This is a genomic window from Streptomyces sp. NPDC050704, from assembly GCF_040654355.1.
Classification (GTDB): domain Bacteria; phylum Actinomycetota; class Actinomycetes; order Streptomycetales; family Streptomycetaceae; genus Streptomyces.
The window spans coordinates 14,527-30,411 of sequence record NZ_JBFAHW010000123.1 but is presented as its reverse complement, the minus strand read 5'-3'; the positions used below and the strand labels follow the sequence as shown (position 1 = coordinate 30,411).

Here is a 15,885-nt window from a genome sequence, read left to right as displayed (position 1 = left end):
GCCGGGACCACCATGCCGGGATGTCGATGCGGCCATCATCGAAACCGGCACGGACTCCTACCGTCTCGCACAGACCCGGGCACGAGCCGGTGCGACAGCCAGCTGAAGAGATCATCTCAGTTGGAAGGGCGACTTCCGGAGCGTTGGCGCCGGAGCGTTTCCTCGATGGCCTGCTCAATGAGGTAGATCTTCTGTGTCGGGGAACTCCTCTTGATCAAGGCACTCATCCTCTGCGCCTCTTCGGTGGCCGGAAGGAGACCTATCAGGAGGACTGGGAGCAGCAGGCGCCGAGCAAGGACTTCATTTTCGGAGGTGCCCTGTGGCCGACGCACGACCGAGACGTTGACCCGGATGGCGTGTTCATTGCCCGGCGGGACACCCGGCCGGTCCGTCTCGATCGCGGCGTAGCGGAAGCCATGAGCCAGATCGCAGGCGGAACAGCCGACGGGGCCGCGGCTGAGCCGGTCACCGCATTCGGAGCAGACCAGTCTGTCGAGCGCGGCGTCGACCACGCGCCAGTCGTGACGGTCGGGTTCGGCCGCCACCATCTCGGCCAGCACAACGTCCTGGTCGCCGCTGACGTCCCAGTGGCGACCAAAGGCGGACCATTCCTCTTCCACGATGCCGTCCACCAGTGCGCGGCAAGAGGTACAGGCAGGCGCGCCGCCGTACTCGTATCCGCCGCATTCCGCGCAGCGGCGCAAAGCCGCCCCGACCGCGGGTCTCGCCATGACCCTCCTCCCGCCGGTGCCGGTGCGGCATGGGCGACGCCCGACGATCTCGTTACCCACTCTCGTGGCCAGTTTCTCCCACCGCCGACTGGCAGGAGAAATGGTTTACGGCTTCGCCGTCACCAGGCCGCGGTAGCAGATGAGAGCGCAAGCGACCTACCGATGCTCTTCCGGGCACCCGAGTGACATCGAAACTCACCGGCATTCAGAGGCTCACATGCCCTCGGATGACATCCGAACTCATCGACAAACGACACTCGTTGAGAGTTATGCAGCCAGCACGCCGCTCGTCATAGGACGATAGGACGCCATGTCGTCGGTCGGCACACCCCCGGGGAGAACTCCCGCGTCATCGGCGCCGTCATGAAGCGGTTGGGCACGGTGAGACCGTTCAGGGTGAACGGGCGAAACAAGTCGTCAAGAGTGGACTTCGCATTCTCGAACATGACTGGGCACCCTCACTGCCCCGATGGGTAACGGCAGGGTTCTCCGCGATGCGGATATCACTTTGGCTGCGCGGTGTGCGCGAACGAACTCCAGGAGCACCCGGCCCACATGATCGGCGCAGCAACACAGGCTCGCCCAGGTTGCCCGACCGTCCGTGAGACGTAAAGGGTTGCACCAAGGAAGGCCCCGGTGTCCAAGTGGGCTGCGGCCTTGGGAAACGTGGCTTCCAGGACGTGCCGCATCTGGGTCTGGACGGCGTCGGTGTCGGGCTGGTCGAAGACGGTCCGCAGCAGCGTGGCCACCCACGGCTGGGCGGACTTGGACACCTGGCTCAGCAACGCGCGGGCGATGGGGGTGCCCCCGCGCCCGTTCAGGGCGTGAGGGAGAGTGCGGCAGCGCTGCCACGAAGCACTGGGCAACACCGCGCCGGTCGCGTTGACCAGACCGGCATGGGCGTCGGAGACGACCAGCTGGACGCCGGACAGGCCGCGTGCGACCAGGGAGCGCAGAAAGGCCGGCCAGTCGGCACCGTCCTCGCCGGAGGCGCCGTCAATACAGAGGATCTCGCGGCGGCCGTCCGCGTTGACACCGACCGCGATCAGGGCGTGCACGTTGATGGTCCGGCCGGCCTCGCGGACCTTCTGGGTCAGTGCGTCCACCCAGACGAAGGTGTAAGGCCCTTGGTCCAGAGACCGGTTACGGAACGCGGCGACCTGCTCGTCCAGGTGCTCGGCCATCGCACCGACCTGGGACTTCGACCACTGGGTGACGCCGAGGGACTCGGCGAGCGTCTCGACCCGGCGCGTGCTGACACCGAACAGGTAGGCGATGGCGACACCCGAGATGAGGGCCTGTTCGGCCCGGCGGCGCCGATCGAGGAGCCAGTACGGGAAGTAACTGCCCTGCCGTAGCTTGGGAATGGCCAGCTCAACGGTCTCGGCTCTCGTGTCCCACTCGCGCGGGCGGTAGCCGTTACGGTGGTCGACTCTCTTCATCTCCCTTCGCTGACCTGGCGGTATTGAGCGTTGCAGAGAGCGTCGGCCTCCGCGGACATGACTGCGTCGGCGAATGTCTTGACCATCGCGCGCAGCAGGTCGGGAATCGCCGCGGCGAGGTTGCCTTCCGCGAGGGCGTGCAGGGGCGACTGTCGGATGCGGTCATCGTGCCGGTCGCGGAATCGGTGATCTGTGGCGTTCTGCAACTGGTGGCAGAGCCGCGCAGCCGTGTGTCGGTGTACGGGCGTCCGCCAGTAGAGGTCATCGGATCTCGGTGCGTCACGGCTGGCCATCGAGGAAGTCCCGCAGGTGAGCGGTGAGGACGGCGGGCTGGTCAGGGGAGCGCGGCTCGCGCCCGGTGTCTGCGGACGGCATCGCGGTTGGCGCAGCGCTGGGAGCAGTAGCGCTGCCGTCCGGTGCGCGAGGTGTCGGCGAAGGCCGTGTCGCACTCGGTCGTCTCGCAGCGTCGCAGCCGGTGCATGCCCCGGCCCGCCAGATGCAGTGCGGTACCGACCGCGAACAGCGTGAACAGTACGGAGCCGAGCGGCTGTTCCGCGTCCCGGTAGTGCAGATGCCAGCCGGTACCGGGGTGGGAGGTCAGCCGCGGGTAGGCGGCGGCCTCGGCCAGCATCCGGTTCAGCAGCTCGGCGCGCTCCTGCTCCCCGGCGGCGTCGACGACCCTCTCCCAGGCGTCGAGTGCGGCTTGGGTGCGGCCGAGATCGTCCGCTGTTGCCGGGCGCTCCAGCATGAGCCCGGCGGCGCGGCAGCGGTCTGCCAGCTCATCCAAGCTCTCAGGCCGGCGGTTGGCCAGCTCCGCGGCCAGGTTCACCGCATCCTCACCGTAAGGGTTGAGTAGCATAAGGCCATTACAACAGTGTGGTCGGCATGACACAACGAACTGCCGGACGTGCCGGACCCCAGGCCCGCGACCCGTGGCGCTATCGCTGGATCGTGCTGGGCATCGCCACCTTCACGCAGGCCACGTCCGGCTTCTTCGTGGGCGGCATCGGAGCGCTCGGCGTCCACCTCCAGCGCGCCCTGGACCTGAGCACGGCGCAGCTGGGTCTGCTGATCTCGGCGGCCCAGCTCGTGCCGTTGGCCGGGCTGCTGGTGGCCGGCGAGCTACTGGACCGCTACAGCGAGCGCTGGGTGGTCGGGATCGGGGCCGGCGCGGTCGGGCTGGCTCTGGGCGCGGGGAGCCTGGCGCCGGGGTACACGGCCCTGCTGGTCACGCTGTTGGTGGTCGGCGTGGGATACAGCACCGTCCAGCCGGGTGGGAGCAAGTCGGTGGCGTCTTGGTTCGACGCGTCACAGCGCGGCTTCGCCATGGGTATCCGGCAGGCTGGGCTGCCGCTGGGGGCGGCGCTCGCCTCGGCCGTACTCCCTCTCGTCGCTGAGGAGTTCGGCTGGCGGGCGACACTGCTGACCGGTGGCTTCGTCGCGCTGCTTGGAGCCGGCCTCTTCATGGGTTGCTACCGTCGGCCACCCACACTGCCCGCCCCGCAGGACAAGGAACCGTCGGACCAACTCGTGGCACAGCTCCGCGCCCGGCTGCGAATGCTCCGTGAACCGTCCACAGTGAAGATCATGCTGTCGGGAACCAGCCTGATCTCGGTGCAGTACGGCGTCGGCATCCTGGCGGTGCTCCACCTCCACCAGGCGTCATCGGTCGGCGCCGGGAAGGCGGCCCTGATCCTGGTGGCCTCCCAGGGTGCGGGCGTTGCGGGCCGGATCTGCCTGGCGGCATGGAGCGACCGGAGCAGGTCCGGGCGCTATGCCATCGTGCTGGTCTGCATGGTCGCCGTGATCGCCGGGCTGGCCGTGCTGATGACACCGGCCGGGAGGGCACCGGTCGTCGCTTCCGGCGTCTTCGTCTGGCTCGGTTTCTTCGGCTTCGGCTGGTACGGCCCGTGGGTCGCCTACGTCACCGAAGCGGCCCCACCGGGCAGGACTGGCTTCGTCCTGGGTCTGGCCATGTCCGTCAACCAGATCGCTATCGTCACGGTTCCGCCCGTACTGGGCCTGCTGGTCGACCTCACCAGCAGCTTCACCCCGGCCTGGGCACTGCTGTGCCTGCTCACCGTCGTCGCCCTGGCGGTCACGGCCGGGGCGGAGCTCCGCACCCGCTGACATGCCTTGGACCACTGCCCCTTCGCGCGCTCCAGCCGAGGCCTGCGGATGCCTCTTCGGCGACGTGGGTGACGGTGTTCTTCGTAAACGATCATGCCTTCCCGGAGAACGACAACCGCAGGCAGAACACATGGCACTTCACCAGCTCGCCCCGCAAACGGACCGCGACCTCGCCGAAGTCGACCTCGGCTTCGGCGCCGGCCAGGTGCGACTGCTCGATGAACACCTGCGCCGGGCCACGGCCGGCCTCGACCCGAATCTCCGGCTTCCACTTGGCGACGTAGGCGTGCACGACCTGGTAGGACACATCGCCCATCGCGTGCTCGTTGATCAACCGGCGATAGATCCGGACCACCGTGTGACGCTGCTTCCTCGGCGCATCCAGATCAGCCAGCAGCATCTGGTCGATCACCGGCTTGAACGGATCCAGCTTGGAACGGCGAGGCGCGTACGGCTCCCGAGGTTGCGGCCACGCCGAACTCAGCGCCTTCTGAACAGTCATTCACCTTGCCACCGCAACCCCGCGAGTGAACAGATGGGATCCTGCGTCCCTTGCCGAAGTCGCTGACCGGTTCTGCGACCTGCAGACTCCCTGGTGGGTGGCGGGTGGCTTCGCCATTGAACTCGCGGTGGGCCACCGCATCCGAGATCACGGCGACGTTGACGTCCTGGTACTGCGGCGCGACCAGCTCGCCGTGCAACAGGCTCTGCCGGACTGGAAGTGGTGGGCCGCCGATCCACCGGGGAGCCTGCGCCCGTGGGCATCTGGCGAGGCTCTACCTCGGAACGTTCACGACATCTGGTGCCAGCCAGGGCCAGGCGAACCCTGGCGCATCCAGATCATGCTCGACGAAGCCCACGACCAGGAGTGGGTATCACGCCGTGATCCGCGAGTACGTCGTCCGATCGACACGCTCGGCCTGATCTCCGCCGACGGTATCCCCTACCTCGCACCGGAGGTGCAACTCTTCTACAAGGCCAAGGAGCCGCGGCCCAAGGACGAAGCAGACCTCGACGCAGCCCTGCCCGCGCTCACTGACGACCAGCGACACTGGCTCGCCCACGCCATCACCGAGGCTTACGGACCACATCCATGGGCCGACCGCCTGCTGCGGTGATCCCAGCAACACGATTGGCGACACGCCCGGGATCCCCGGTGGCCCCAATTCGCCAGGGTCCGCTCAGAGTGACCTAATCGGGCGCGCAGACGGGCTCTGAGCCACACACCGCAAGTTCGGTCAAGCTCGTGTTCGTTGCTCGCTCCTCCGGCCGGACCCGGCCCAGCGCGGCCGGTTGGTGGAGATCCGCGACAACCCCGTTGCCCGCATCGCCGAGGCCGAGCGCGAGGGTTGGCTCGGGGAGGTCGAAGGACTCCGGGTCAGTCTGGCTGGCGCCGAGGAGAGGCTCCGCCAGCTCGATCGGAGCCACGGGCAGCATACGGCCGTGGACCTTGGCATCCCCACCACGCGTGGTGATCGATGAACCCACGGAGGGTGGGCTGCCGCATGACCCTCAACCAAGTTCGAGAACAAATTCAAAGAAGCGCGCATCAAACGCCCTTCAGAACACGATCAAGTGCCGCCCGCCCTACAGGTCCCCAGTGCGGCTTGCCACCAGGAAGACCCCGATCTCCGTTCTGCCCCATGAGCATCAGGAAGAGGCTCTTCATAGCGGCCAGCCCACGGGCGCGCCGGATCGCCGCCTCATCTGCATCCGCGTACATGGCGAAGAACCGTGAGGCCGTGCCCGCGGGTAGCAGCACCCATGCGGCGGCGAGGTCCCAGGCCGGGTCGCCGGCGCACATGGCACCGAAGTCGACGATGCCCGAGAGCGCTCCGTCCGAGACGACCACGTTCGCGGGATGAAGGTCACCGTGCACCCATACCGGCGGGCCGTCCCACTCGGGGGCCGCGACGGCGTCGTCCCAGACGGCCCGGACCTCGTCGGCAATGCCGCCGGGGCCAACGGCTGCAAAGAAGTAGTCGAAGCCGTCCGTGCACTTCTTGGGGTGAGCGCCGAAGTCCGAGCTGATCGGCGCCTCGGCGGGCGCCTCCACGTGGAGCGCCTGGAGGAAGCCCGCCAGTGTGTCGGCCGCGTGGGCGCCGCGGCTGATCGAGCTGTGGTCCAGCGGCTCGCCGGGAACCCACGTCATCACGGTCCAGTACCTGGGGAAGCGCTCGGACGGTTCACCGAACCGCACCGGCGTCGGCACCCGGAGCGGCAGGCGCGGGGCCAGAACGGGTAGCCACCGCCGCTCCTTGAGCTGGAGCTCCGGGGTGGGGTCCATGCGCTGCATACGCACGGCCAACTCGTTCCCGAGGCGCCACATTTGGTTGCCCCAGCCGCCTGCCACCTCGCGGACGGCCAGCCCCGCAAGGTCTGGATGTTGCTCCTGCAGCAGGTCGCGCACCAGGTCTGCGGTGATCTCGATCTCAGTGCCGGTCATGCGAAGTCACAGTACCGAGGCGGCAGGCGGAGCGGCTCTCGCTCTCCGGAACATCTGGCTGTGACTCCTCTGGCATCACCCGCGTCAGAGTCGCTCTGTCAGCCAGGCACCGGATCTTCGGAGGCGGGCAGCGGTTGTGCGGTCTTCGGAGCCAGGGCGCGGATGGAGGGGGTGGCGACCATGGCGAGGGTGGCGAGGAGGATGAGCGCGGCGGCCGCGTAGAGGGTGGCACGGAGGCCGAGGAGGACCACGGCGGGTCCGGCGGCGAACTGGGCGAGCGGGAGCGCGAGGTAGGAACCGAGGTCGTCGTAGGCGTAGACGCGGGCCAGGCGGTCCTCGGGGATCTGCTCGTTGAGGGTCGAGTACCAGGCGACACCGGCCTGTTCGACGCCCACGCCCGCCACGAAGTTGGCCACGACCAGCAGCCAGGTGTACGGGGCGAGCGCGAGCAGCAGCGGGATCGTCGCCGTCAGGCCCATCAGCGCGCAGCCGACCAGGATCGCGCGCCGGGGCCGCCAGCGCAGCGACAGAACGCCGCCGGCGACCGCGCCGAGCGAGCCCGCGGCAAGGGCCAGGCCCCAGCCGGTGCGGCCGATCCCGGTGCTGTCGGCGACAGCCGGGCCGAGGACGGTGAACGAGGCGGTGACGCCGGCGTTCAAGAAGCAGAACGCCACCACGATCACCCACACCCAACTGCGGGAGGTGAACTCCTGCCAGCCGACGCGCAGTTCATGCACCAGGCCAGGGCTGGGCGCGGGCGGCGTGGCCTGGACGCGGACCAGGGCGAAGGCCGCGGCGGCGAGCGCGAAGCTGAGCGCGTCGGCGGCCAGGCCCCAGCCGGGGCCGACCGCGGCGACCAGCACGCCGCCCAGCGAGGCGCCCACGATCGTCGCGCTGCTGCCCGCGATCCGGGAGAGCGCGAGGGCGGCGCGGCGGGACTCGGCCGGCACGGTCTGCGGCAGCAGGGCCTGGGCGGCAGGCTGATAGCAGGAACCCGACGCCCCGTTGACCGCGGCGAGCACCATGAGCAGAGGGATGGCGGCATTGTGGGTGAGGACCAGGGCGGCGATCACCGCCTGGCTCGCGGCGCTGATCAGGCTGCTGCCGACCAGCAGCGGGCCGCGCGGCAGCCGGTCCGCCAAAACCCCGCCGAACAGCAGGAAGAGGATGCTGGTGAGGGAGTGGGCGCCGACCACCAACCCGAGCGAGCCGACCGAGCCAGTGGCGTCGAGCACGGCGAAGGCCAGGGCGATCGGCGCCACCCCGCTGCCGAGCAGGTTGGCCGTCGTACCGATGAAGAGGTGACGGAACGGGCGGTGGCGCAGAGGCACCAGGACGGCAGACATGCGCCTGATCGTCGGGACTGGGCAGCGCGCCCGTCAACGGATTTTACGACCGGGCCAAGTGTGCCGCTGCCCCCTCATTGGCCCCTGGACGACGCCTACGCCGGCGCGGCAGGCGTGGCCCTGCGGATCGACGGCACCGCGGTCCAGGTCCGCCGCCCGCGCCCTGACAAGCGGGCCCAGTACAGAGAAGTGACCAGGCCAAAGGAAATAGCGCCGGTCCACACGGGACGGGGCATGGCAGACCTAATCCGCGACGGCCCCGAGAGCACCAGCTGTAGGTTCTCAAGAGCCGCGCCATATTCTCAGAACTGACTGCATATCAGAGCCACTTATGGCGCCGTCCTGAGACCGCCTGGGCGCTTCGGTCGTGTCGGAGGAGCAATTCGTGGTCGCTTTCGCGGTTCCGGCACACGGTGCCCATGGAGGGGGAATCGCATGACTACGCACGGGTGGCACGACAGGCGCGGGGGAAGTTGTGGCGGGCGCGTCCTGTCGCCGCAACGTACTCGACACCAGCCCGTACGTGTCAGCCGCAGGCAGCCTGATCACCCGGTGACCTCGCGACCACTGCCTTCCCGTACCGCTGGTGCCGTGGGCGGCGCGGTTGCCCGGCGTATGGCGGCGGCCCGGAGGCCGCGCAGGCGCCTGAGGTCGGTTGTCCGGACGCCCGCACCAGTTGTTTCGGCGTGGGCTTGCGCCTCGGCGACCGTACGGGGCAGGCCGGTTGTCCGCTGGCAGTCGGCGTCCTGCCCGGCCACCTTGAGTTCGTACCTGGCGACGTCGTGCAGTTGTCTCGACTGGGAGTCGGCCCGTTTGAGGCGCTGCTCGACAAAGCTGCGCGGGTCGTCCAGGGACGTTGCGGTGACACCTGCCGCACGCATGCACTGCGCCCACCGGCGCTGTGCACTTTGATAGCGCGGGTCGTTGCGGACGGCAGTGATGACCTGGTTGGACAGCACCTGGTACTTGCTGGACAGTCGGTCGTAGTCGGCTCCGTACAGCGCTTGTCGGGCTTGGGTGACGCACGCATCGCTGTTGTAGAAGAACTCGGTCCCTCCCGGCAGGCTGATGCGAACCTCATGGCTCTTGGTGCCGAGTAGTGCCCGACTCCACCCCGGATCGCGGGCACGGTCCCGGTTGGGGTCGGCGAGGGGGCGTGCGGCCAGCCGTGCGCTGGTGATGCCGTAGCCGTCCTGACGGGCCTGGGTGGTAGTCAGCAGGCCGTAGGGGTTGACGTCCTGCGGGTCGGTGCCGCCGGTCGCGAGCGGCTGCGGTTCGTAGCTCAGGCCGCGCCGCCGCATGCAGTCAGCGACGAGGCGCTCGTCGGCGGTGTGGAGGACCTGCCTCTCCCGCTGGTCGTAGGAGAGGGCGCCGTCGAAGGGGCGCGGCAGCACAGGGTCGGGGGTGGTGCCGCCGGACTGCGTGCAGCCGGCGGCACCGAGGACCCCGAGGAACAGCGCTGCGAGCGCCGTGCGGGTTGCGTTCCTCATGGCAGGTGCGTGGGAGAGTCAGCGGCACCAGTAGTTGGACGAGATGTGCGGCAGGTTGGAGCCGATGTTCGCCCATCCGGTGCCGCGATTGAGCTTGTATCCCGACCCGGTGCCGTTCTTCCCGGTGTAGACGGTCACGTTGCACTGGCGGCCGTTGTTGTACAGCGATCCTCCCTGGATGTAGTAGAAGTAGCCGTACTGCGTGAGGTTGGCGTTGTCCTCGTAGACCCGCTGCGGCGTGCCGCCGGAGTAGTTGGCGCCGGCGTACGCGCAGAGCGCTCCGGAGTTGCAACCGGCGGGCGCAGCCTGGGCGGCCGGAGCGATGGCGAGTCCGGATCCGACGAGACCTGCTGTGGCGGCGAGCATGGTGATGGTGCGCTTGCGCATGAGTTCTCCTTGATCGGTGACCATCCCGTCGTGGGCCGCCCCGTTTTTTGTGTCTCTCGCGGCCGCTTGCCGACGTGATGGTGGTCGTGCGGTGCGGTGCCGGTGATTGCCCGGCCTTGTGATCCCAGAACGTACGGTTCGCCCCGTGAGACCCGCGTCCCACACGGGGTTGAACTCCCGCGCAGACCAGCGCGGTAGCCATCTGGTTCCTGCAACTTCCGTAGTACGGCGGAAGTTTGACGCCTGCCTGTCAGATTGGGCTTACGCTGCTGCGATGCGGATCCGGCCCCTGGCAGTCGACGTGCTGATCGCGGCGGCGCTGACCAGTGTGGCCGTGCTGCTGGGGCCGGAGGCCGCGCGCCAGGGGCAGCATTCGCTCGACGCGACCGCCTATGCGCTGGTGGTCCTGGTCCACCTGCCGCTCGTGCTCCGCAGCCGGGCCCCGGTCGTGGTCTGCTGCCTCGTGCACGGGACCTGGCTGGTGTACATCACCGCCGGCTACTGGCCGGTGGTGTGCAGCTTCGGCCCCATGCTCGCCGTCTACACCGTCGCCTCACTGCGTCCATCGCGCATCTCCGTCCCCTGCGCCGCATTGATGGGTGCAACCTGGATCTACGCGGGCGCGGTGAACCACACCGACTCCTGGCCGTCCGTCGTCGGGCAGGCCGTGGTCTACCCAGCGGTGCTGTGGCGGTTCGGCGTGGTCGCCCGCCACCTGGCCGAGCTGACCCGGCAGCTGCGCCGGGAACAGGCCGAGCGCGCCCGGCGCGAGGTGGCCGAGGAACGCGGCCGGATCGCCCGCGAACTGCACGATGTCGTCGCCCACCACATGTCCGTGATCTCCGTGCAGACCGGTCTCGCCCGCTTCGTGTTCGACACCGACCGCCAGATGACGCGGACCGCACTGGACACCATCGACGCCACCGGCAGAGAGGCCCTCGAAGAGCTGCGCCGCATGCTCCTGGTGCTGCGCGCCGACGACGACGGCGCGCCGGCCGGCCCGATGCCGGGTCTGGCCCGCCTCGATGAGATGGCCGCACGCGTCCGCGCCGGCGGCGTCCCGGTATCCCTGACCGCCGAGGGCACTCCGCGCGCGCTCGCCCCCGGCGTGGATCTGTGTGCCTACCGCGTGGTGCAGGAAGCGCTCACCAACGTCGTGAAACACGCGCCGGGTGCGCGTGCGGAGGTACGGCTGAGGTATGAACCGCACCAGGTGACGGTTTCAGTCACAGACGACGGAGAGGGGGTGATTCCAGACAGAGTAGGCACCGACGGCGGGCATGGCTTGCTTGGCATGCGGGAGCGGGCCAAGCTCTACGGCGGGCAGATCAGCATCGGCCCGCAGGAGCAAGGTGGCTTCGCCGTGCGGCTGACTCTGCCGACCTCCGCGCGGGCCGCCGTGCAGGGGGACGACGCCGCCACATGACCACAGTGCTCGTCGTGGATGACCAGTTCCTTATTCGAGCCGGGCTGGCGGGGTTGCTGCGCGCCGCACCCGGCATCGAGGTGGTCGGCGAGGCGTGCGATGGTGCGGAAGCTGTGGCGCTCGCCGCCGAGACCACCCCTGAGGTGATCCTGATGGACATCCGGATGCCCGGCATGAACGGCATCGAGGCCACCGAACGCATCCTCGCCCAGGCTGCCGATCCCACGCCCCGAATCCTCGTGCTGACCACTTTCGACCTCGACGAGTACGTGTACGGGGCGCTGCGCGCGGGCGCCTGCGGGTTTCTCCTCAAGGACTCCGGCCCGGAACGGCTGCTCGCCGCGGTGGCGGCGGTCGGCGGTGGCGATGCGCTCTTCGCGCCCAGCATCACCCGCCGCCTGGTCGAGGCGTACGCGCGCCAGACCGCGAGCGAGCAGCCCATTGCTCTGGAGGCATTGACCCGCCGCGAACGGGAGGTTCTGAAACTGATCGCACGCGGCCTGTCCAACCTGGAGATCGCTGACCGTCTCTACATCAGCGAGGCCACCGTGAAGACGCACTTCAACCGCACGATGACCAAGCTGGACCTGGGCAGCAGAGCACAAGCGGTGGTGGTGGCATACGAATCGGGCCTCGTGACCCCGGGCGGATAAAGAGTGAGTGCTCGGTCAGCCTCATTTCAGGCACCAGCCGCAAGGTAGCTGGACGATCACGTGCTCGAAGCCGTGGCGGCCCACTCGTAGTGCTCGCGGAGCATCCGCATGGCGGTGGCGGATGAGGGGTGATGGCCCTTCAGCCCACCATGGCCGGCTGGCCTGCGGATGAGGGAGACCCAGCTCGCCAGAGTGGTCTCGTTGATCCCCAGGTCTTCGGCGACCTCGGCGATCGTCTTGCCGGTCTCCGTGACGATCCGTACAGCCCCCTCACGGAACTCCGGATCGAACTTCCGTCGCTTCTCCGCCATGGCTCCCAACTTCCCCTGCAGTCAGGGTCTTCACGCTACGAGTGGAGAGACAAAGGGGCCCCAGTGCGGGACGTCATGGACCTTTTGACGGAAGGCTTGCTCACTCAGCTTCCGGCGCAGCTAGCCGGAGTCGCTGTGCGGGCGGGGCGGTCACGTCCGCCGGCGCCGCCGGACCGTAGCCGGCGAGCACTCGGCGCAGGACAGCTCGGGTTTCAAGAAGTGGCATGGGTCGGGGCACCTGCAGGGTTCGGGCAACAACGCCGAACGGTATTCACGATGGTAGTCATGGGTGCATACTCGAGGTATGGCTGACACGACAGTAAAGATCGACACCGAGACCCGGGACCGGTTCGCCGCGATCGCCGCCGCCCGCGGGACGAGCGTGCGCGCCCTGCTCGCCGACCTGGCCGTAGAGCAGGAGAACCAGCTCAAGCTGGGCGTGGCGACGGACGCGTTCCGTGATGCTGTGTCGCAGCCGGGCCGCGCCGAGGCGTTCGACCGTGACTTCGGCGGTCTCCCGGAGTCCGCGCGCACCGCTCGCCGGGCGGCCTGACCTTGGACCTGTACATCGACATCCGCTGGCTCCTCGACCGGCAGGAGGAGCTGCTCGGCAAGGAGCTGGGCGTGCTGGACTACTCCGCGCTCGTGGCCGCCGTGGCGCGGCACCGGGTGAACACGCCGCAGCTCGCGGTGGGCTCACCGGACGCGTACTGGCGGGCGGCCGCGCTCATGGAGCAGATCGTGCTGCTGCGGCCGCTGCCGGCCCGCAACGAGTTCTTCGCGTACGGCGTCGCGGTCGCGTACATCAGGGCGTCCGGGGAGAGCGTGGACACGGCCGCGTACGAGCCGTGGCGCGACCTGATCGCGGACATCCGTGCGCTGCGCCTGACCGTGTACGACATCGCTGACCGGCTGCGCTCCATGCAGCCGGAGGGGTGAGGGCCGTCGTGTAGGCCCTGAAAGCGAGCTGCGGCTGGATGCCGAGCGGTATGCGGCGGCGCACGGCAGGCATCCGTACGCCGGTGCCTGGCCGGGGGCCGCGACGATCGTGCTGTCGCAGGAGCCGTGACCGGAGCACTCCGAGCGGATGCTGCAGCTGAGCCCGGGCGAGCGCGATGCCGGGATGGAATACCAGGTGCTGAGCGAGAGCCTTGGCCGCGGTGGTGTCGAGGCGGTGAAGAGCGCGCTGGAGGAGTTCGCCGGCCGGGCGAGCGTCAAGGACCTGGACGCGGCCGTGGATATGGCATGCCGTGTCATCGCCGACGACACGGCCCGGATCGAAGCCCACGCTGACCGGTATGCTGCTCAGCTTCACCGTAGGGGAGCTTCTCGAACCACCGCCCGGAGATCGTTTGAGCGTCTATGGGCAATCGGGACTCATCGCCCACGAGTTCGCTGAGGCCGCGGTCGACCGCACCGCGTTCTACGGCACCCGGCCCTACGCTCATCTCCGCGCCGAATTCGAACGCCGCCTCCGGACCCTGCAGCAGACGGGAGACATCCCCGACCCCCGCGAAGCCCAGATCAGCCGGCTCAAGGCAGAGAACACCAAGCTCAAGGACCGGCCGGCACAGTCGGAACAGGCCATCGACGGGCTCACGGACTTCCGCACCCAGGCCCTGGCCTGGCTCGTCGGCCAGCATGAGGCAATCGTCCGACTCCGCGAAGCCGCCCTCGGGACAAGCCGCGTGAGCCGCCTTCCCGCACCTCGAACCACGGTGATCGAAACGTGCAGCTGAACCACCCGGACTCACTGGGCATCACCGGAAGCAAGGTGATCGAAAAGAGATTGCGGACGGGGCCGCGCTTGGATAGACGTTACGGCGGGACCCCCACCACGAGGGTGAGGGACCACGACAGCGAGAGGAGGGATAAGCCCATGATCCCCATGATCACCGCGCTTGTGTCCTCTCGGGGCGCGGACAGCGTCTGACCCCGGTGCGGACGGGCGCCTTCAACGGAGCGTGCCTTGACCGTGAAAACGAACGACCTGACCATGCGTCCGATCACTGGACGCGAAGAACTCGACCTCTTCTCCCAACTACCGTACATCCTCAACGAGGAACTGGCCGACGATCTAGCCGCCGCCCGCCGACGTCCGGAATGGATGTGGGTCGCCCTGCGCGGTGACCGTCTGCTGGCCAGGGCAGCCTGGTGGTGCCGGCCGGACAGCGACGCGCCGCTCATCCTGGATGTCCTCGACATCGACGACGCAACCTCGGCTCCCGATCGCCTGGACACCGGGGTGCGACTTCTGCACACCGCGATGGCCGCGGCCCTCCCCAACGGGTCGCCTCCACCTGAGTACAGCCGTTTCGTCCCGCCGGACTGGCGTTGCAACGCGGTAACCAGGCAAGTCATCGAGGATCGCATGACGATACTGGAACGGACCGGTGCCCGGCTGTTCGTCGAACGACTACGTCTGGAATGGCGTCCGGAATCGCCAGTTCCTGGCCCCAGCGGGCGCCTGGCGTTCCGGCCGGTCCACGATGCCCAGGAACTCGTGGCTCTGATGGCCTCCGTTCTGGACGGGACGCTGGACGCACATGGCCGTGACGACCTGACCCGGATGTCTGCCCAAGAAGCAGCCGCCAAGCACTACGAGGACGAACTCGCGCGCTACACCAGCCCACGAGACTGGTGGCGGATCGCAACGCTGCCTCACGGAGAACCAGTTGGGTTCGTCATCCCTGCCCATAACGGCTACAACCCGATCATCGCCTACATCGCGGTCCTTCCCACGCACCGCGGCAACGGCTACATCGACGACCTTCTCGCCGAGGGCACCCGTGTCCTTGCCGAGCAGGGCGTCCCCCGCATCCGCGCGTCCACAGACCTGGGCAACGTCCCGATGGCGAATGCCTTCCGGCGCGCTGGATACGCCAACTTCGAACGCGAGATCAACATGACCTGGAACTGACCGAGGCGCGGGGGCTCCTACAACGGTGCCCCCGCCCACTCGCCCGCCGATCAGCAAAGTGAAACTGCATCACACCGGCAAGGCTGGAATGCAACACACGCCGCCCTCATCGTCGCGAACGTGGCACCGCCGAAACGCACCTGCCCAATCACCACACAGTTTCGACTGCACACGGCCTCTGCGGACACAGGCCACACTCTGGTCACCCAGGCGATCAACCGGGGTATGTCCCTGGAGGCCATCGCGGCACCACTTGGCCACAGGTCGCTGTGCATGACACGTGTTTACGCCCGGATCGCCGACCGGACTGTCGCGGACGGGTACTTCGCCGTCTCGGAGAAGGTGGAGGCACTCTACGATGCCCCGCGCCGGCTACCCGCCGAGGCCGAGGGAACGGAGATGGCCAAGCTCCGCCGGGAGATGCACCGCCGGATGCCCGACAACGGCTACTGTGCTCGCCCCGTCGAGATGGACTGCCACTTCGAGTCGATCTGCGAATCCTGCACCTTCTTCGTCACCACGATCGAGTTCCGGCCCACCCGCGAACGTCAGCGGGACGACGCGGTGGCCAAGGGCCAGGTGGCACGGCAGTAGATCTTTGAC

General features: G+C 68.4%; 17 protein-coding genes and 2 pseudogenes. 9 read left to right on the top strand and 10 right to left on the bottom strand.

Annotated elements, in window-relative coordinates; genetic code table 11:
- Window positions 1–116 precede the first annotated feature (116 nt).
- The 4 genes and pseudogenes from AB0I18_RS43050 to AB0I18_RS43035 form a co-directional block, all read right to left on the bottom strand.
- On the bottom strand, window positions 117–731 hold the full coding sequence (locus AB0I18_RS43050; RefSeq protein WP_363111233.1) for a hypothetical protein: 615 nt from the start codon (window positions 729–731) through the stop codon (window positions 117–119).
- A gap of 300 nt (window positions 732–1,031) precedes the next feature.
- A pseudogene (locus tag AB0I18_RS43045) lies at window positions 1,032–1,177 on the bottom strand (12-oxophytodienoate reductase); the annotation flags it as partial.
- 222 nt (window positions 1,178–1,399) lie between these two features.
- Window positions 1,400–2,331 (bottom strand): annotated as a pseudogene (locus AB0I18_RS43040) (IS256 family transposase); the annotation flags it as partial.
- 176 nt (window positions 2,332–2,507) lie between these two features.
- Complete coding sequence (locus AB0I18_RS43035; protein ID WP_363111232.1) at window positions 2,508–3,032, bottom strand: CGNR zinc finger domain-containing protein; 525 nt, start codon at window positions 3,030–3,032, stop codon at window positions 2,508–2,510.
- 26 nt (window positions 3,033–3,058) lie between these two features.
- Between AB0I18_RS43035 and AB0I18_RS43030 the strand changes: the two genes are divergently transcribed.
- The gene (locus AB0I18_RS43030) at window positions 3,059–4,303 is read left to right on the top strand and encodes an MFS transporter (RefSeq protein ID WP_363111231.1); all 1,245 of its coding nucleotides are present in this window, start codon (window positions 3,059–3,061) and stop codon (window positions 4,301–4,303) included.
- A 91-nt stretch (window positions 4,304–4,394) separates the two neighbouring features.
- Here the strand turns inward: AB0I18_RS43030 and AB0I18_RS43025 are convergent, their stop codons facing one another.
- Complete coding sequence (locus AB0I18_RS43025) at window positions 4,395–4,715, bottom strand: hypothetical protein (protein ID WP_363111230.1); 321 nt, start codon at window positions 4,713–4,715, stop codon at window positions 4,395–4,397.
- Between the two features lie 115 nt (window positions 4,716–4,830).
- Here AB0I18_RS43025 and AB0I18_RS43020 point away from each other — a divergent pair, with 115 nt between their 5' ends.
- Window positions 4,831–5,421 carry an amino acid transporter gene (locus tag AB0I18_RS43020; protein ID WP_363111229.1) on the top strand — a complete coding sequence of 197 codons (591 nt, stop codon included), beginning with the start codon at window positions 4,831–4,833 and terminating at the stop codon, window positions 5,419–5,421.
- A 431-nt stretch (window positions 5,422–5,852) separates the two neighbouring features.
- Here the strand turns inward: AB0I18_RS43020 and AB0I18_RS43015 are convergent, their stop codons facing one another.
- The 4 genes from AB0I18_RS43015 to AB0I18_RS43000 all read right to left on the bottom strand — a co-directional run bounded on the left by AB0I18_RS43015 (window position 5,853) and on the right by AB0I18_RS43000 (window position 9,972).
- Entirely contained in the window at window positions 5,853–6,749 is an 897-nt protein-coding gene (locus AB0I18_RS43015; RefSeq protein WP_363111228.1) for an aminoglycoside phosphotransferase family protein, read from the bottom strand.
- 98 nt (window positions 6,750–6,847) lie between these two features.
- The gene (locus AB0I18_RS43010; RefSeq protein ID WP_363111227.1) at window positions 6,848–8,095 is read right to left on the bottom strand and encodes an MFS transporter; all 1,248 of its coding nucleotides are present in this window, start codon (window positions 8,093–8,095) and stop codon (window positions 6,848–6,850) included.
- A gap of 545 nt (window positions 8,096–8,640) precedes the next feature.
- Window positions 8,641–9,585: a hypothetical protein gene (locus AB0I18_RS43005; RefSeq protein ID WP_363111226.1), complete on the bottom strand. Its 945-nt coding sequence runs from the start codon at window positions 9,583–9,585 to the stop codon at window positions 8,641–8,643.
- 18 nt (window positions 9,586–9,603) lie between these two features.
- Window positions 9,604–9,972 (bottom strand): peptidase inhibitor family I36 protein, encoded by a 369-nt coding sequence (locus AB0I18_RS43000; RefSeq protein WP_363111225.1) that lies wholly within the window; start codon window positions 9,970–9,972, stop codon window positions 9,604–9,606.
- A gap of 274 nt (window positions 9,973–10,246) precedes the next feature.
- Here AB0I18_RS43000 and AB0I18_RS42995 point away from each other — a divergent pair, with 274 nt between their 5' ends.
- Both AB0I18_RS42995 and AB0I18_RS42990 read left to right on the top strand, forming a co-directional pair.
- Window positions 10,247–11,398, top strand: a complete 1,152-nt coding sequence (locus tag AB0I18_RS42995; protein WP_363111224.1) for a sensor histidine kinase — start codon at window positions 10,247–10,249, stop codon at window positions 11,396–11,398.
- Complete coding sequence (locus AB0I18_RS42990) at window positions 11,395–12,051, top strand: response regulator transcription factor (RefSeq protein ID WP_363111223.1); 657 nt, start codon at window positions 11,395–11,397, stop codon at window positions 12,049–12,051. The genes AB0I18_RS42995 and AB0I18_RS42990 overlap by 4 nt, the downstream gene beginning before the upstream one ends.
- Before the next feature lie 56 nt (window positions 12,052–12,107).
- Here AB0I18_RS42990 and AB0I18_RS42985 read toward each other — a convergent pair whose 3' ends face one another.
- A complete protein-coding gene (locus AB0I18_RS42985; protein WP_363111222.1) occupies window positions 12,108–12,362 on the bottom strand; it encodes a transposase in 255 nt (84 codons plus the stop codon).
- Between the two features lie 304 nt (window positions 12,363–12,666).
- Between AB0I18_RS42985 and AB0I18_RS42980 the strand changes: the two genes are divergently transcribed.
- The 5 genes from AB0I18_RS42980 to AB0I18_RS42960 all read left to right on the top strand — a co-directional run bounded on the left by AB0I18_RS42980 (window position 12,667) and on the right by AB0I18_RS42960 (window position 15,876).
- Window positions 12,667–12,915 (top strand): antitoxin MazE7, encoded by a 249-nt coding sequence (locus AB0I18_RS42980; RefSeq protein WP_363111221.1) that lies wholly within the window; start codon window positions 12,667–12,669, stop codon window positions 12,913–12,915.
- A gap of 2 nt (window positions 12,916–12,917) precedes the next feature.
- Window positions 12,918–13,301 carry a toxin Doc gene (locus tag AB0I18_RS42975; RefSeq protein ID WP_363111220.1) on the top strand — a complete coding sequence of 128 codons (384 nt, stop codon included), beginning with the start codon at window positions 12,918–12,920 and terminating at the stop codon, window positions 13,299–13,301.
- Window positions 13,302–13,660: 359 nt separating this feature from the next.
- Window positions 13,661–14,101, top strand: a complete 441-nt coding sequence (locus AB0I18_RS42970; protein WP_363111219.1) for a hypothetical protein — start codon at window positions 13,661–13,663, stop codon at window positions 14,099–14,101.
- A 257-nt stretch (window positions 14,102–14,358) separates the two neighbouring features.
- A complete protein-coding gene (locus AB0I18_RS42965; protein ID WP_363111235.1) occupies window positions 14,359–15,282 on the top strand; it encodes a GNAT family N-acetyltransferase in 924 nt (307 codons plus the stop codon).
- Between the two features lie 273 nt (window positions 15,283–15,555).
- The gene (locus tag AB0I18_RS42960) at window positions 15,556–15,876 is read left to right on the top strand and encodes a hypothetical protein (RefSeq protein ID WP_363111218.1); all 321 of its coding nucleotides are present in this window, start codon (window positions 15,556–15,558) and stop codon (window positions 15,874–15,876) included.
- Window positions 15,877–15,885: the final 9 nt, after the last annotated feature.

What these genes read in the sequence shown, in the direction of transcription:
- AB0I18_RS42990 (WP_363111223.1), top strand. Translation starts at nt 11,395, where the DNA reads ATGACCACAGTGCTCGTCGTGGATGACCAGTTCCTTATTCGAGCCGGG.
- AB0I18_RS42985 (WP_363111222.1), bottom strand. Translation starts at nt 12,362, where the DNA reads ATGGCGGAGAAGCGACGGAAGTTCGATCCGGAGTTCCGTGAGGGGGCT.
- AB0I18_RS42965 (WP_363111235.1), top strand. Translation starts at nt 14,359, where the DNA reads ATGCGTCCGATCACTGGACGCGAAGAACTCGACCTCTTCTCCCAACTA.
- AB0I18_RS43030 (WP_363111231.1), top strand. Translation starts at nt 3,059, where the DNA reads ATGACACAACGAACTGCCGGACGTGCCGGACCCCAGGCCCGCGACCCG.
- AB0I18_RS42995 (WP_363111224.1), top strand. Translation starts at nt 10,247, where the DNA reads ATGCGGATCCGGCCCCTGGCAGTCGACGTGCTGATCGCGGCGGCGCTG.
- AB0I18_RS43010 (WP_363111227.1), bottom strand. Translation starts at nt 8,095, where the DNA reads ATGTCTGCCGTCCTGGTGCCTCTGCGCCACCGCCCGTTCCGTCACCTC.
- AB0I18_RS42970 (WP_363111219.1), top strand. Translation starts at nt 13,661, where the DNA reads ATGCTGCTCAGCTTCACCGTAGGGGAGCTTCTCGAACCACCGCCCGGA.
- AB0I18_RS43035 (WP_363111232.1), bottom strand. Translation starts at nt 3,032, where the DNA reads ATGCTACTCAACCCTTACGGTGAGGATGCGGTGAACCTGGCCGCGGAG.
- AB0I18_RS43005 (WP_363111226.1), bottom strand. Translation starts at nt 9,585, where the DNA reads ATGAGGAACGCAACCCGCACGGCGCTCGCAGCGCTGTTCCTCGGGGTC.
- AB0I18_RS43050 (WP_363111233.1), bottom strand. Translation starts at nt 731, where the DNA reads ATGGCGAGACCCGCGGTCGGGGCGGCTTTGCGCCGCTGCGCGGAATGC.
- AB0I18_RS43000 (WP_363111225.1), bottom strand. Translation starts at nt 9,972, where the DNA reads ATGCGCAAGCGCACCATCACCATGCTCGCCGCCACAGCAGGTCTCGTC.
- AB0I18_RS42980 (WP_363111221.1), top strand. Translation starts at nt 12,667, where the DNA reads ATGGCTGACACGACAGTAAAGATCGACACCGAGACCCGGGACCGGTTC.
- AB0I18_RS42960 (WP_363111218.1), top strand. Translation starts at nt 15,556, where the DNA reads ATGACACGTGTTTACGCCCGGATCGCCGACCGGACTGTCGCGGACGGG.
- AB0I18_RS43015 (WP_363111228.1), bottom strand. Translation starts at nt 6,749, where the DNA reads ATGACCGGCACTGAGATCGAGATCACCGCAGACCTGGTGCGCGACCTG.